General features: G+C 56.9%; 13 protein-coding genes and 1 pseudogene. 2 read left to right on the top strand and 12 right to left on the bottom strand.

From position 1 onward, the window contains the following. Positions 1-40: 40 nt before the first annotated feature. Both IRT44_RS10520 and IRT44_RS10515 read left to right on the top strand, forming a co-directional pair. Positions 41-982: a DMT family transporter gene (locus IRT44_RS10520; protein ID WP_230076637.1), complete on the top strand. Its 942-nt coding sequence runs from the start codon at positions 41-43 to the stop codon at positions 980-982. Further along, entirely contained in the window at positions 945-1,082 is a 138-nt protein-coding gene (locus IRT44_RS10515) for a hypothetical protein (protein WP_171565712.1), read from the top strand. Before IRT44_RS10520 ends, IRT44_RS10515 begins: the two co-directional genes overlap by 38 nt. A gap of 34 nt (positions 1,083-1,116) precedes the next feature. On the opposite strand, the gene IRT44_RS10510 is transcribed toward IRT44_RS10515, so the two are convergent. The 12 genes and pseudogenes from IRT44_RS10510 to citZ form a co-directional block, all read right to left on the bottom strand. Further along, positions 1,117-2,694 (bottom strand): DHA2 family efflux MFS transporter permease subunit, encoded by a 1,578-nt coding sequence (locus IRT44_RS10510; protein WP_230076636.1) that lies wholly within the window; start codon positions 2,692-2,694, stop codon positions 1,117-1,119. Positions 2,695-2,708: 14 nt separating this feature from the next. Further along, complete coding sequence (locus tag IRT44_RS10505; RefSeq protein WP_230076635.1) at positions 2,709-3,926, bottom strand: efflux RND transporter periplasmic adaptor subunit; 1,218 nt, start codon at positions 3,924-3,926, stop codon at positions 2,709-2,711. Then, positions 3,927-4,586, bottom strand: coding sequence for an HlyD family secretion protein (locus tag IRT44_RS10500; RefSeq protein WP_171565727.1), 660 nt, complete (start codon positions 4,584-4,586; stop codon positions 3,927-3,929). Positions 4,587-4,595: 9 nt separating this feature from the next. After that, positions 4,596-5,021, bottom strand: coding sequence for a MarR family winged helix-turn-helix transcriptional regulator (locus IRT44_RS10495; protein ID WP_171565728.1), 426 nt, complete (start codon positions 5,019-5,021; stop codon positions 4,596-4,598). A gap of 526 nt (positions 5,022-5,547) precedes the next feature. Then, positions 5,548-6,471 (bottom strand): VanW family protein, encoded by a 924-nt coding sequence (locus IRT44_RS10490; protein ID WP_171565729.1) that lies wholly within the window; start codon positions 6,469-6,471, stop codon positions 5,548-5,550. Positions 6,472-6,543: 72 nt separating this feature from the next. Beyond that, positions 6,544-7,635, bottom strand: coding sequence for a PRK06851 family protein (locus IRT44_RS10485; protein WP_230076634.1), 1,092 nt, complete (start codon positions 7,633-7,635; stop codon positions 6,544-6,546). 150 nt (positions 7,636-7,785) lie between these two features. Next, positions 7,786-8,442, bottom strand: a complete 657-nt coding sequence (gene phoU / locus IRT44_RS10480) for a phosphate signaling complex protein PhoU (RefSeq protein ID WP_230076633.1) — start codon at positions 8,440-8,442, stop codon at positions 7,786-7,788. Between the two features lie 138 nt (positions 8,443-8,580). Next, positions 8,581-10,350: a two-component system histidine kinase PnpS gene (gene pnpS / locus IRT44_RS10475; RefSeq protein WP_230076632.1), complete on the bottom strand. Its 1,770-nt coding sequence runs from the start codon at positions 10,348-10,350 to the stop codon at positions 8,581-8,583. A 15-nt stretch (positions 10,351-10,365) separates the two neighbouring features. Further along, positions 10,366-11,061 (bottom strand): response regulator transcription factor, encoded by a 696-nt coding sequence (locus IRT44_RS10470; RefSeq protein ID WP_171565732.1) that lies wholly within the window; start codon positions 11,059-11,061, stop codon positions 10,366-10,368. 257 nt (positions 11,062-11,318) lie between these two features. Further along, positions 11,319-12,257: a malate dehydrogenase gene (mdh, locus tag IRT44_RS10465; protein WP_171565733.1), complete on the bottom strand. Its 939-nt coding sequence runs from the start codon at positions 12,255-12,257 to the stop codon at positions 11,319-11,321. A gap of 71 nt (positions 12,258-12,328) precedes the next feature. Beyond that, a complete protein-coding gene (gene icd, locus IRT44_RS10460) occupies positions 12,329-13,612 on the bottom strand; it encodes an NADP-dependent isocitrate dehydrogenase (RefSeq protein WP_171565734.1) in 1,284 nt (427 codons plus the stop codon). A 146-nt stretch (positions 13,613-13,758) separates the two neighbouring features. Beyond that, positions 13,759-14,870: pseudogene (gene citZ, locus IRT44_RS10455) on the bottom strand (citrate synthase). Positions 14,871-15,205 lie beyond the last annotated feature (335 nt).

The raw sequence follows: 15,205 nt of genomic DNA, 5'->3' as shown, positions 1-15,205 counted from the left end.
TAGAGAGCATGCGATCTCCTTAGGACAAGAAGGTGTAGGCATGAACACTCCAAACGAAAAACCCTGGATACCGCCCTATCTCGCCCTCTTTTTCGGCGTGGCGGCCGTCTCCACCTCGGCCATCTTCGTCAAGCTGGCCAGTGCGCCGGCGCCTGTAATCGCCACGTACCGGCTGGTATTTTCCGTGCTGCTGACGCTGCCGCTGCTGTTCTGGAACCGCGGTGCCATCGGCGAAATGGTGCGGATGCCGAGAAGGCAGTGGCTGCTCTGTCTCCTGTCGGGGGCCTTTTTGGCCAGCCACTTCCTGCTCTGGTTTGAATCGCTCAACTTTACGTCCGTCGCCAGCTCTACCGTGCTGGTCACGTTGCAGCCGCTGTTTGCCTTCGTCGGCGGGTATTTCTTCTTTGGCGAGCGAATCCGCCCCCTGGCCCTGACGGGAGGGTTGCTGGCCATCGCCGGCAGCTTCGTCATCGGCTGGGGAGACTTTCGCGTCGGCGGCATGGCGCTGTGGGGAGACTTTCTGGCGCTGATGGGCGCCGCCACCGTCACCGGCTACTGGCTGGTTGGCCAGTACGTGCGGCAGCACCTGTCCTCGTTTTCCTACACACTCGTCGTCTACACGATCACCAGCGTGCTGCTGGTGGCGTACGATCTGGTGCTGGGGTACCCGCTGGCCGGTTACCGGGCCGAGGACTGGGGCTGGTTTTTCTGCCTCGCCTTGTTTCCGACGCTGCTCGGCCACTCGATTTTCAACTGGGTGATCAAATGGCTAAACACCACGACGATCTCCATGGGGATTTTGGGGGAACCGGTCGGAACGGCGATTCTGGCGTACCTCATCCTGGGGGAAGGGGTTACCCTTTCGCAATGGGTCGGCGGCCTGATCATTCTCACCGGCATCTACCTGTTCATCCGCTGCAATACAGCCAAAGGAGTGGAGTCTGATGAAGCAACCGCCGCATCGTCGGAAAAGCTTGCGTGAATTCGTGAGCGGTCTTGGCATCTGGGCCAAAATCGGCTGGACCATCCTGCTCGGCTACATCGTCGGCCGGATCATCTACTGGCTCAGCAAACTGTTCTAAAGTGCGTCGAAAATCCAGCAAAAACAGCAGCCGCTCAGGCTGCTGCTTTTTGCTGCTCTTGTGCCGCCTCTTTCTTGGGCGGCTTTTTGTGCATAAAGAAAATAAACGGGATGGACAAAAAGATTGGAATGGCCGACACGAGCAGGGCGTCGGCAATCCCCCGAACGACTGCCTCCTTGGCAATCATCCCGGCCAAAACGGATGCGGCTCCTCCCTGGGCGGTCGCGGCGTCCACCCCCGCCTGCATGAACAGCCCGGTCAGACCCTGGAGCGCCTCGCTCGCCGTGGTGGACGTCACAGACACGCTGTCCGAAATCGCCGCGGCGTGAAAGGACTGGCGCGAGCTCATGATCGTCGTCAGGATGGCAATGCCAAACGAGCTCATCACCTGCCGGATCACGTTGGACAGGGAGGATGCCTTCCCGACGCTGGCGCGGGGAATGGCGTTCATCCCCGCCGTGGACAGCGTCTGCATGCACAGCCCGATGCCGATCCCGCGAATCGTCAGCACCGTATTCAACCAACCGTGCGGCGTGTCGGCGGTCAAGGTGTGCAATTCATAAGTGGTCACCCCCATGACCAGCATGCCCACCAGGCCGACGGGACCGATCCCGTACTTGTCAAACAGCTTGCCGCTAATCGGCATCATCAACGCCATGGCAATCGACTGCGGCATCAGCAGAAGCCCGGAGTCCACCGCCGACATGCCCTGAATGTTTTGCAGAAAGATCGGCATCATGAATATCCCGCCCATCATCCCCATCATGACAAAACTGGAGCTGATGACGCTTAACGTAAACACAGGGATTTTCAGCAGGCTGAAGTCTAGCAGGGGAGACTCCCTGCCCGTCTCCACCCAAACGAACAGCACCAGGCTGCTAATTGCGACAAACAGCAAACTGACGATGAAAAATGAGTCCCATCCTTCCGACTGGCCCTTGCTCAGCGCGAGCAGCAGCGTCCCGAAGCCGATGATGGAAAGAATCGCTCCCGGAAAGTCAAACTTCAAATCCGGCTTTTTCGGCGTTTCCTTCAACAGGGCGCTGCTCATCACCACGGCGAACACGCCAAACGGAACGCCCAGCAGGAACAGGAACTGCCAGTTGAGGTATTCGACAATGTACCCGCCCAGCGTCGGCCCGACCGCCGGCGCCACCATCGCGGCGATGCCAAACAGCCCCAGAGCCAGTCCCATCTTCTCCCGCGGGACAATCATGTAGATCATCGACATCCCGATCGGCATAATCATCCCGCCGCTCAAACCCTGGATGACGCGGAAGGCGATCAGGCTGGTGTCGTTCCATGCCAGCGCGCAGAGGACGGACGAAGCTGTAAATGCGATCAGTGAGAGCAAAAAGATCCGCTTGTACCCGTATTTGTCGCCCAGCAGGCCGCTCATCGGGATCATGACGGCGTTGGCCAGCATGTAACCGGTCAACACCCATTGGATCGTGTCCGTCGTGGAGCCAAACACGTTTACCAGCGTAGGCAGGGCGACGTTGATCAAACTGTTGTTCAAAATGGCGACGAAGGTGCCCATGAGAATGGCCAAAAGCGAAATCCACATCTCGCTTCCGCTGTTCCCATGGCGCTGTGCCGCTGCTTCCGCCATGATTCTCCCTCCCGTCAGTTGACGATCACTTTGCTGCCCTCGGCCAAATCGTCACCAGGATTCAGCACGAGCTGGTCGCCAGCGGCTACCCCTTTGGTCACTGCAACCCAATCGCCCTTGATTTCCCCGACAGTCACCTCTACCTGATGCACGATGTCGCGGTCCACTTTGTACACGAATTGCTTGTTCTCCTTGGTCACGACGGCCGAGGAGGGGATTTTCACTTCGCTGTCGGTCGCCTGGTTTGGCAGGTACACCTCCGCCAGCATCCCTGCCCGCAGCGCGCCATCCTTGTTGTCCAAACGCACCTTGATCGGGAAAGAGCTGCTGTTGGTATCGGAGATCGGGCTGACGAACTCCACCGTACCCTTGAGCGTACGATTGTCCACTTTCACATCAACTGCCGAACCGACTTTCACCTGGTTGATCTGCTCCTGGGGCACGCTGGCCTCTACTTTGACCTGATCCATCTGGACCAGCACCAGCAGCGGAACGCCCGGCTGGGCCATCTCGCCGGGATCGATGCTGCGGCGAGCCACGATGCCGGAGATCGGGGCGACAATCTTGGTATTTTCATAAGTGCTTTTGGCCAGTTGCAAACCGGATTGCAGACGTTTCACTTCTGCCTCCAGCGCGGCCACGGAATTGGCTGTCGGTCCCGCCTTGGCCAAATCGTATTGAGCCTTGGCCTGATCGTACCCCGTCCGCGCTTTTTCCAGCTCCAGCGTCACCTTTTCCAGATCGGCCTGGGAGATCGCGCCGGAATCGTACAACGCCTTCATCCGATTGTAGCTGCTCTCGGCTACCTCCAGCGCCGCTTTTGCCTGCTCCACGCCGCTCTCCAGACGCTGCAGCTCCTGGCTGCGCGCGCCGGCCTGGGTGTCGAGCAGACGCGCCTGGGCGCTGGCGATGGCGGCTTCCGCCTGTCTGATTTGCTCCAGGTAATCGTTCGCTTCCAACGAGACGAGCACGTCGCCCTTCTTCACGACCGAGCCTTCCTTCACGTGCACCTGCTCCACTTTCCCTGCCAGTTTGGAGACCACCTGAATTTCTTCTGCCGGTGCGATCTTTCCGCTTGCGATCGAGCCGGCCTGATTCGATTCCAGCTTCCACACTTTCACGACCGGCTGGCTTTCTTCCGGCCCGGCTGTCGTTTCACTGCAACCTGCGGCGAGCAGCGAACAGGCCGCCACAATAATCCCCACTTGTTTCCATTTCATTGTCTTCATCACTTACATCCCCTTTACGTGCACTTTGATTTCCGCATTCAGACCAGGGGTCAGTTGGATTCCGGCGGCATTGTCAATCGCCACCTTTATCGGAATCCGCTGCGTCACTTTGGTAAAGTTGCCGCTGGTGTTAACGGACGGCAGCAGCGCAAAGGTGGAGTTGGTGGCTTGGCCGATTTCGGACAGGTGACCGGTCAGCTGTTTGCCCGGGTAAGCGTCCAGCGTGATGTCCACTTTCTGCCCCAGCTTGAGGCGGCCAAGCTCCGTCTCTTCCACATTGGCGGAAATGTACAGGTTATTCTCGTCCACCACCATGGCTACTGCCTGACCGGGAGAGACAACCTCTCCTTCCTTTGCCAGCGTCTTGATCACCGTGCCGGTAATGGGTGCCCGCAGCACCGCGTTTTCCAACAGGTTGGTCGTCAGATTGGTCGTATCCTGCTGTCCGACGATCTGATCCGCCACGACGACATCCCCCTCGTGAACCTTCAGCGACGTCAGCTTGCCGGAAATCCGCGGCATCACGCGGTAAATGTCACCGGCGACGCGGGCGTCCTGTGTGGTGACGTAGTGGCTCCCCTGATACCAGTAGTAGTAACCGATGCCGCCCCCTCCTGCTACCATCAGGAGCAGGATGATGTACAAGACAAGTTTTCGCTTCATGGTTTCTCCTCAACTTTCTCTTTCCAGTTTTTCGATCAGCGTCTCGAGTACATGGACGATTTGATCCATCTCCTCATCGGAAATGTCTTTGAACAACTTGTTGAAATACTCTTCGGAAAAGATCGGGATCTGCTCGACCTTTTCCTTCACCTTGCCCGTGCCGCGAATCCAGACTACCCGCCGGTCCTTTTTGTCGCGGACGCGTTCAACCATTTGTTCCCGCTCCAGCCGGTCGATAATGCCCGAGACCGTGCTGTAGGACAGGTCGACCGCCTTGCTGATCTGACCGATCGTCTTGGGCTCGCATTGGATTTGCTTGAGCACCATCAATTGCGGCACAGTCAATCCGAATTTCGCCAATTCTTTGGTCGCGATAGTAGTCAGCGTTTTGTTAAGCCGCTTTAACAGATCTCTCACCAAGATCGGCTTGCTCATCATGCGCCTCCTTTCGTTCAGAATTATTTCGCACCCGAAATTTTAAACACGAAATATATATTACGCCTTTTTCAAATCCTTGACAATACGTTATTCGTGCGCACAGCACATCCGACAAGCCGCCTCGGGCGCAGCGGCCCAAACAAAAACAGCACCTCGCAACGGGTGCTGTCCGGACTGAAGCCAATCGTTGAAGTTCCACGAGGAAACGCTCCTCCATCGTTTCCAGGCCGGAAGGCCTGCACATTGATCAACCGAAGGTGCAGAAAAAGGACATGGCATGGAGTGATGGGCCAAGTGAGCTCCTTTGACGACCTGCCCAGCGGAAAAACGAAAGACGTGGGGGATACAGGGGGCACAAGTCTCACTTCCTCGAACTACCCAGATGTTTGCCCCCTGCCCGCGTCGCGTTTTGAAGCGGACGCTGCCAACTTCTCTGCTGGTCGTCAAGAGAGCGAGCGGGCCCGATCACCCATGCGCCACGGACTTTGTCTACACGCTGACAGCACCTCGCAACGGGTGCTGTCTAGTCCGGAAGCTGCGGATCTGCCGGCGTTTCTTCCGGCATGTGATTGCGCACACTGGGCACATGCCTGGGTTCGTATTCGATTTCCGGGAATGAATGGATGGTAACCGTGATCTGTCCGTTTCCGGAATAGGCGCGAATCAGGATGGGATACGCGTACTTGTTCTGAAACACAAAATCAGGCCCGTTCCAGCTCACTGTGGCGTCCCGCCCGGGCGGGACGTACGCGACGTGGCGGCTGTGGGAGTATCGCTGCAAAATGTGCATGCCGGCGCGATCGACAGCGTTGTACAGGGTAGACGATACCTGACAGATACCCCCGCCGATCCCCTCGGACAGTTCTCCCCTGACAATAATTGGCGCTTCCAGATACCCCTTTTGCCGAGTGCGTGGGCCAACCACCTTGTTAAAGGAAAAGATTTCTCCGGGCAGGACGACGTAATTGTTAATCGCCTTGGCAGCCAGCATGATGTTATGAGAACGGTTTTTGTTCCGGGGATTGTAATAGGTGGAGTAGCCTCCGATGAACTTTTGCCGCACCTGGTTCAGCAGTTCGCGGTCCACCTTGGGCATCACCTCGCGAATGGCGGGCGTGATGCTTTTCGAACCGCTTCCGTAAAAGTAGTCGTAGACCTGTTCGGTAAACGCTTTTTCATGCAGCGCCCGTCCCCGCTTCTCGGGAACGATCCTGCCTGCTCCGTCAATCGTGGCGTTCACCGGTGCCTGGTACACCTGTTCCGCCACGCTTTTGATAACCCTCTCCAGCTTTGCTTCGTCCACCAGGGGAACTCCTGAAAACGGCAGCGTATAGTCGGCGCGGTCGAGTATGGCAATCGTCTCTTCTCCCCATTCGACCCGCAAAAAATCAGTCGCATCCAGCGGATTGGCCATCAAGAGCAGTGCCAACACAACAGGGAAACCCATCCGGACTGCTCACCTCCTCCGCATAGTATGAGCAGCCGAACGGGTTTCATGCGCACGGGCGGCAGCCGAACGTCAGGCCAGCCGCGCGGTCAGTTCACGCACAATGGACTGATGAACAGCCTCCACTTTATCACGGTCGGCCGCCTGTCCGTAGATGTCAGCCAGGCGATGGCGGCATATCTGCGCTTCGGCCAGGCTGGCGGTTCCCTTTTTCATCGCGGCGGCGTAGCGCCCCCTGATCTCGGCAAGTTGGTCGGCAAACACCTCGTCAGTGCCCGGCTCGATGGCCCGGGCGTACATGTCGATCACTTCGTCACTGCTTCGGTCGGGGAAGTACTCATGCGGCGCCGTGCTGTCAAAAATGGCGATGCTTTTTTCGGGCAGGATCACCATGTCCAGGCTGTTCGGGTCCAGTCCGCAGTGGTACACTTCGGCGTCGAAACCGCGCCGCTTTGCTTCCGCCACCAGTTTGTTCAGCATCGTCGACTTGCCGGAACCGGGTCGCCCTTTGATAAAGTAGCGTTTGCCGATGTCGGCGGTCAGATTGGCGATGTGATCAACCGGTCCGGACGGTGTGGCTGCGCCCAGATACATGTGCCGGATGCGGGCGTTCTTTGGCAGGGTTTCCTCTCCAAAAAACAGCTCCGTCACTTCTTCTGCGACGCGGTTGGCTTTTTCCCGATTCAGGCGAGAGATGTAGATTTCCTCCCACTCGTCGTGGATGGCAAGCGCCTGGGCAAACGCTTCGTACGCTTCCTGCGTCTTTTGGTACAGCGCTTCGTACCAGGTCGCAATCAGATTCCTGCGGGGAGCCAGGCGATTTGTGTCAATCACAGCCTGCAAGTTGACATAGGACTCAATCAGCCCCGGCGCCCTCGGCTGAAGCACACGCGGATAGCTCCCATCCACCACGGCGGCCCGCAGATCAGAGAAAATCACTCCGTCAAAGGCGCCGTTGACAAACGGGGAATGAATCCACTCCACGCTGCCGGCGCGGGGGGCAAGTTCGTCACCAATCTGCTTGATCAGCGTTGAAGCCAGGCCTTCCACTCCGCCAGTCAGGACAAACAGGCAGTCCATCTCCGCCAGGACGGAATCAAAAAAACAACGGTATCCTCTGGCCGTATTGCCGCCCGCGAATATATGTCGCTCCTTTGTATTCATTGACAACCCCTCCTGGATGTTGTGTGTCATGTCGGATCGGTTTATCCTATGCGATCATGAACCGATAGGCTTCTGCCCACGGCAAGAAAATGTGCGCCTTGCAGCCGTAAAAAAACCGGACAGCCCGCGGACTGCCCGGTATGATGGGCGTTACTTGTTCAGATCGGTCATCTTGCCGGTGTTGAGGTAAAAGATCCACTCGCAGATGTTGGTGACGTGGTCGGCGATCCGCTCCAGGTACTGGGCCACAAACAGCAGGTGAGTGCCCTGGCTGATGGACTGCTTGTTGCTGCTCATCACGTCGATCAGATCGCGGAAAATCGTCGAAAACAGCTTGTCGACGGCGTCGTCGCGAAGGGCAACTTCTCTGGCCGCTTCCTTGTCGCGGGTGATGTAGGCGTTCAGGCAGTCTCGCACCATGGCCTTGACGTGGTCTGCCATCAGCGGAATGTCGATCAGCGGCTTGACGTACGGCTCCACCATCAGCCGGCGCGTCGTCCTGGCGATGGCAACAGCGTGGTCGCCCATCCGCTCCAGATCGGTCACCAGCTTCAGCATCGTGCCCAAACGGCGCAGGTCGCTGCCCACCGGCTGCTGCAGCGCGATCAGGCGAAAGCAGCCGATTTCGATCTGATGCTCCAGTTCGTTGATCATCGTGTCATGCTCAATAACCTGTTGGGCCAAATCCGCGTCCCGTTCGACCAGACTTTTGATCGCCTTGTGGATGGCTTCCTCCACCAGCGTGCCCATGGACATCAGGCTGCGGTGCAGAACATCCAGTTGTTCCTCAAATGCGTGCCGCGTCATAGCTTCCCCTCCAATCTGTACACCCAATGCTACAGGGGGATTGTATACAGGGAGTGAAGAGATTGTTAGCATTGTGTAAAGTTAACAGCATGGCGGCAAGGCGGCCAAAGAAAAAGCGAGAGCCCTGCGACTCTCGCTTTACGATGATCCTTCTGACGGCAGCGTCACTGTAAACGTGGTTCCCTTTCCTTCCACGCTTTCCACGCTGATCTGGCCATGCAGGTTTTCCACCAGGTGCTTGACGATGGCAAGCCCCAGGCCGGTGCCGCCGGAATCGCGGCTGCGCGCCTTGTCCACGCGATAAAACCGTTCAAAGATGCGCGGGATGTCCTGCTCCGGGATGCCGATGCCGGTGTCCTCCACCTGAATCTGCACCTGCGCCCCCAGCTGTTTGACGCGCAGCGTGATAGAGCCGCCTTCCGGAGTATAGGCCAAGGCGTTGGACATGAGGTTGAGCACGATCTGCTGCAGGCAGTCCTTGTCCGTCGTCAGCCAGACCGCCGGCTCCGGGTCCGGCAGGGTGAGCGACAACCGTTTGCGGTTCACCTGCTCCTGCACGATTGCGGCCGTCGAGGCGATCAGCTCCTGCACATGGACCGGGGTCATCTGCAGTTGGATGCGCTTCTGCTCGATATTGGAGAGGTCGAGAACATCGCGGATCATGCGGTACAGCCGCTCACTTTCGTCGTAGATGATTTGCAGGAAATTGCGGCAGGTTTCCTTATCCTGCATAGCGCCATCCAGGAGCGTCTCGGTAAACCCCTTGATGGACGTGATCGGCGTCCTGAGCTCGTGCGAGACATTGGCGACAAATTCACTGCGCATCTTCTCCAGGCGGCGAATCTCGGTGATGTCGTGCAGGACGACAACCACACCTTTTGCCTCTCCCTTGAAGTTGATGTACGGCGCAAAGCTCACGTCCAGGATGCGTTCCTGCGGGTAGTAGATGTGCACCTCCTGGCGGAACTTTTCCCCCGTGTCCAGGCAGCGGTCGATGTACTGGCTAAGCCCAAAACTTTTGCTCGCCTCAATGTGCAGCCGGCCGACGAGATCGTGTCCGGACGTGCCGAGCAGCTTCTCAACGGCCGGATTGACCAGCATGATCCGCCGCTCTTCGGAGATGAAGATCACCCCGCTGGTCATGTTGGTAAGCACGCCGGTGAGGCGTTGCTGATTTTCGGAGATTTCGTACATCTGCTGTTCCAGACTGGAGGCCATGAAGTTGATGGCACCCGCCAATTGGCCGATCTCGTCATTGGACTTGATCCGCACCCGGCTTTCGTAGTGGCGCTGGGTAATATTGCGGGCCACCCGGGTAATTTCCTCAATCGGGCGAATGATGCTGTAGGAGATGCGCGAGACGACAATCGCCCCGACTACCAGCGTCACCAGTAGTCCCGTAAGCAGGCTGTACCACATGTTGTGGACGGTGTCGGTGATGTCTTTCATCGACATGGAGGAACGGACGGCCCCGATGGTCTTGTCTCCCTCTTTGACAGGCACGGCCACGTACATCATGTCGTAGCCCATCGTTTCGCTGTAGCGGCGGGAAATGCCAATGTCCCCGTTCAGCGCCGCGACATATTCCGGCCGGTCGGCGTGATTTTCCATCTCCTCCTTATGTGTGCTGTTGTCATAGAGCACCCTCCCCGTCCGGTCGATGATCGTAAGGCGCACCTCTTCCGGGGCTACCTGGCTCACACGGTCAGCCAGCATCTTCACGTCGGAAAAGACCTCGGGAGAGCGAACTACCTGGGCCACCAGTTTGGACTCCCGGGAAAGCAGTTCATGCAGCGTCTGCAGGTAGGATTGCTCCAACACCTTCGCAAAATAGGTTCCCATCAGCACAAGGACCAGCGAGATGAGTCCGAGAATGGTCATGGTCAGTTTGATGCGAAAGCGCGTCAAGGAAATGGCCTCCCGTCATCCTTCCAGTTTGTAACCCAACCCGCGCACCGTTTTGATGTAGCGGGGATTTTTCGTGTCGTCCTCCAACTTCTCGCGCAGATGGCTGACATGGACGTCGACAATGCGCGAGTCCCCGATGAAATCGTAGTTCCAGACCGCGTTCAGCAGTTGATCGCGGGTCAGCACGCGGCCGGGATGGCTGGCCAGGTAGTGGAGCAGTTCAAACTCCTTGGGCGTCAACTCCACCTTGTCGTCCCGCCGGTACACCTCGAATTTTTCCGGATAGATGCGGATCTCGCCAAACTGCAGCATCACTTCGTCCAGCGCCGCCGCCGATTCGTTCCCCGTCTGGACGCGTCGCATGATCGCCTTGACGCGGGCGATCACTTCCCGCGGGCTGAACGGCTTGGTCAGGTAATCGTCCGCTCCCAGTTCCAGGCCGAGAATTTTGTCCAGTTCGTCGTCCTTGGCGGTCAGCATCAGAATCGGCGTGTTGTTCCGCTCCTGCCTAAGCGTCTTGCACACATCCATGCCGTCCATTTTCGGCAGCATCAAGTCCAGTATGATAAAATCGGGCTGTTCACTTCTGATCACGTCCAACGCCTGTTTGCCGTCGTACGCGGTCACTACCTGAAACCCCGCTTTTTCCAGATTAAACTGCAGCAGCTTCACAATCGACACTTCGTCGTCTACAACCAAAATTTTGGTCACAAGCCAGTACCCCCCAGGTTTTGCGTCCTTCTCTCGCTAGCTAGCTTTACCAAAACAACGAAAAAACTCAATTTTAGTCTGCCAGATGCCCAAACAGCTTTACAAGTTAATTTTCAGTAAAGAATAACCGCCTGGAGTTTGTCTGCAAAAAATAACCTGAGCCCGGTACAATACCGAGCTCAGGCATCTTGAGGGCTTGTTTACCTTCTGTCACTTGACAGGGGAATACCGGTTTGCCGGACGTACTGCTCACTTAGTTAGTTGAGCACGTTCATCACGTTGCGAACCGATTGGACAGATTTGTCGAGCGCCGCTTTTTCTTCCGGCGTCAGATCCAGCTCGATCACTTTTTCCAGGCCGTTTCCGCCCAGCAGGGTCGGTACGCCCAGATAGAGGTCGCTGTATCCGTATTCGCCTTCCAGGTAGGCGATCGCCGGCAGAATGCGCTTCTTGTCTTTCAGGATCGCTTCCGCCATTTGCACCAGGGAAGCGGCCGGCGCATAGTAAGCGGAGCCATTACCCAGCAGATTGACGATCTCGCCGCCGCCTTTGCGGGTGCGTTCCACGATGGCATCCAGACGATCTTTCGGGATCAGTTTTTCCAACGGTATGCCGCCTGCGTAGGAGTAGCGCACCAGCGGCACCATGTCATCCCCGTGACCGCCCAGCACAAATCCGGTTACGTCTTCTACGGAGACGTTCAGTTCCATCGCCACGAAAGTGCGGAAACGGGCGGTGTCCAGCACGCCGGATTGGCCGATGACCCGCTCCTTCGGGAACCCGGACGTTTTGAAGAAGGTGTAGGTCATCGCGTCTACCGGGTTGGACAGCACGATCACGATGGAGTTGGGCGCATAGGTTTTCACCTGTTCAGCCACGGAGCGCATGATGCCCGCGTTGGTGTTCACCAGGTCGTCGCGGGACATGCCCGGTTTACGCGCAATGCCTGCAGTGATGATCACGAGGTCGGCATCTTTGATGTCAGCGTAGTTGGCCGTACCGGTGATGTTGGCGTCAAAGCCCAGCACCGGCGAGGATTCCATCATGTCCAGCGCTTTCCCCTTGGTCGGGTTTTCCAGTTGCGGAATGTCAACCAGCACGATGTCTCCCAGTTCTTTTTGCGCCAGGATGAATGCCGTGGTAGCACCGGTAAAGCCGCTGCCGATGACAGCGATTTTTTTGCGTTGGAATGCCATATTGGTTCGCCTCCAATTATTTTGAAGTGCAAAAGCCGGTGATCGTCTCGCTTACATCTCTGTTGGATTGATTACATGTTTTTGATCAGGGCATCGGCAAACTCGGAGCATTTCAGCTCAGTTGCGCCTTCCATCAGACGAGCGAAGTCGTAGGTTACGGTCTTCGCGGAGATGGTTTTTTCCATGGAGGAAATGATCAGGTCTGCCGCTTCGTTCCAGCCCAGGTGACGCAGCATCATTTCGCCGGACAGGATGACGGAAGACGGGTTTACCTTGTCCAGACCTGCGTATTTCGGAGCAGTACCGTGGGTTGCCTCAAATACGGCATGGCCGGTCAGGTAGTTGATGTTGGCGCCAGGTGCGATACCGATGCCGCCCACTTGCGCTGCCAGTGCGTCGGAGATGTAGTCGCCGTTCAGGTTGAGTGTAGCCACGACATCGTACTCAGCCGGACGGGTCAGGATTTGCTGCAGGAACGCGTCGGCAATCACGTCTTTTACGATGATTTTGCCTGCTGCTTCTGCTTCTTTTTGCGCCTTGTCAGCGTCGCCGCCTTCCGCTTTGATGCGGTCGTATTGTGCCCAGGTGAACACTTTGTCGCCAAATTCGCGCTCAGCCAGTTCGTAGCCCCAGTTTTTGAACGCGCCTTCGGTGAACTTCATGATGTTGCCTTTGTGCACCAGCGTGACGGATTTGCGCTTGTTGGCCAGCGCGTAGTTGATTGCCGCGCGCACCAGACGTTCGGTCCCCTCTTTGGAAACCGGCTTGATGCCGATACCGGAGGTTTCCGGGAAGCGGATTTTTTTCACGCCCATTTCCTTTTGCAGGAATTCGATAACCTTTTTCACTTCCGGGGTGCCTTCCGCCCACTCGACACCGGCATAGATATCCTCGGTGTTTTCGCGGAAAATGACCATATCAGTCAATTCAGGATGTTTCACCGGAGACGGAACGCCTTGGAAGTAGCGAACCGGACGCACGCACGCGTACAGGTCCAGCTCCTGGCGCAGTGCCACGTTGATGGAGCGGATGCCGCCGCCGACCGGCGTGGTGAGCGGACCCTTGATTGCGATCAGGTATTCGCGAACAGCAGTCAGGGTATCCTCCGGCAACCACTCGCCGAATTGGTTGAACGCTTTTTCTCCTGCATATACCTCAAACCAGGCGATTTTCTTTTCGCCTTTGTACGCCTTTTCCACGGCCGCATCCAGTACGCGGACAGCCGCTTTCCAGATGTCGGGACCGGTACCGTCACCTTCGATGAACGGGATGATCGGGTTGTTGGGAACCACCAGTTTTCCGTTGTCTACCGTGATTTTTTCACCGGCAGCAGGCTGCGACAGGGTTTTAAACACAAGAATCCCTCCAGTGTGAAAAAGTAGTGAAAGATATTTCCAGACGTAGGAGAACTACCACGCGACGTGGTAGTTCTCAAGCTTGCGCTCAGGAGTGTCGCACCGCTTTGGCGGCCGCCTCCTCCACGCTCGGAAAAGCAAAGGTCTTAGCGCTGGTCGATCGGCACGTAATGCCGGTTGACCGGTCCGGTGTAGTCAGCGCGCGGACGGATCAGGCGGTTGTTTTCATACTGCTCCATGATGTGCGCGGTCCAACCGGACATGCGGCTGATGGCAAAGATCGGCGTGAACAGGTCGCTTTCCAGTCCGAGCGAGGTGTAAACAGACGCGGAGTAGAAATCGACGTTCGGCTTCAGGCCTTTTTCGCCGGTTACCATTTCTTCGATTTTGACGGACATCTCGTAGAGGTCGGAACGGCCCACTTGTGCCGTCAGCTCTTTGGACATTTGTTTCAGCCACTTGGCACGCGGGTCGCCGTCCTTGTACACGCGGTGTCCGAAGCCCATGATCTTTTCCTTGTTGTCCAGTTTTTTGCGGATGTAGGATTCCACGTTGTCGATGGTGCCAATTTCCGCCAGCATGGCTGCCACCGCTTCGTTTGCGCCGCCGTGGAGCGGCCCTTTCAGCGTGCCGATGGCAGAGACGATGCCGGAGTAGATGTCAGTCAGAGTTGCGACAGTGACGCGCGCGGAGAACGTAGACGCGTTGAACTCGTGATCTGCGTGCAGAATCAGCGCAACGTCAAATGCCTTCACGGCCGTCTCCGACGGTTCTTCCCCGTCAACATGTACAGGAAGTTTTTCGCGATGCTGTAAGACGGATTGGGGGCAACCGGCTCCATTCCCTTGCGGATTCGCGCAAACGCTGCCACCAGGGTAGGAGTTTGTGCCACCAGTCGAATCGACTTGCGGTAGTTGGCCTCCGGAGACATGTCCTGCGCCTCTTGGTCGTAGAGCGCTAGCGAAGAGACAGCTGTGCGCAACGCCGCCATGGGGTGTACGCCTTTCGGATAAGTGCGGATGCTGTCGATGACTTCTTTCGGCACCGCAGCATTTTCACCCAACTGCTTTTTCAAAGCCTCCAGCTGATCGCGCTTCGGTAGGGCTCCATGCCAGAGCAGGTATACGACTTCTTCAAAGGTAGCGTTTTCAGCGAGTTCGTCGATGTTGATGCCTCCGTAGCTGAGCACACCGTCGACGATGGAACAGATCGAAGATTGAGCGGCAACAACGCCTTCCAGTCCACGAGTAGCTGTCATGTAACTCTCTCCTTTTCCACTCTAAGCTATATGAAGTTGTCAGGATGAAGTAGGGGCGGTTCTTTTTACTACCCCCCTCCGCTGTGAATGAAGTGCTGAGGTTCATCATTCGCTTTCTCGTCGGGCCGAAAGAGGAGGAGAGACCGGATGGCCTTGCAACTGCATGGCAATAAAAAGAATCCAACCGTAATTCGACACAATTATAAAAGATTATAGCGATTTTGTGAATGAAAAAAGTACAACTTGCCCGGAAAGCGCAAGGTCCAGCCAAAACTTGTCAGCCCCGGAAAGCATGCTGCATAATAGGTACATGGAAGTTCGCCGTCCCCTTGGGG

The organism is Brevibacillus sedimenti, assembly GCF_020923495.1.
In the GTDB taxonomy this organism is placed as follows: Bacteria; Bacillota; Bacilli; order Brevibacillales; family Brevibacillaceae; genus Brevibacillus; species Brevibacillus aydinogluensis.
This window is presented reverse-complemented; position numbering and strand designations above follow the sequence as displayed.

Coding starts and splice junctions, on each gene's coding strand:
- IRT44_RS10520 (WP_230076637.1), top strand. CDS start 41: ATGAACACTCCAAACGAAAAACCCTGGATACCGCCCTATCTCGCCCTC.
- IRT44_RS10515 (WP_171565712.1), top strand. CDS start 945: ATGAAGCAACCGCCGCATCGTCGGAAAAGCTTGCGTGAATTCGTGAGC.
- IRT44_RS10510 (WP_230076636.1), bottom strand. CDS start 2,694: ATGGCGGAAGCAGCGGCACAGCGCCATGGGAACAGCGGAAGCGAGATG.
- IRT44_RS10500 (WP_171565727.1), bottom strand. CDS start 4,586: ATGAAGCGAAAACTTGTCTTGTACATCATCCTGCTCCTGATGGTAGCA.
- IRT44_RS10495 (WP_171565728.1), bottom strand. CDS start 5,021: ATGAGCAAGCCGATCTTGGTGAGAGATCTGTTAAAGCGGCTTAACAAA.
- IRT44_RS10490 (WP_171565729.1), bottom strand. CDS start 6,471: ATGGGTTTCCCTGTTGTGTTGGCACTGCTCTTGATGGCCAATCCGCTG.
- IRT44_RS10485 (WP_230076634.1), bottom strand. CDS start 7,635: ATGAATACAAAGGAGCGACATATATTCGCGGGCGGCAATACGGCCAGA.
- phoU (WP_230076633.1), bottom strand. CDS start 8,442: ATGACGCGGCACGCATTTGAGGAACAACTGGATGTTCTGCACCGCAGC.
- mdh (WP_171565733.1), bottom strand. CDS start 12,257: ATGGCATTCCAACGCAAAAAAATCGCTGTCATCGGCAGCGGCTTTACC.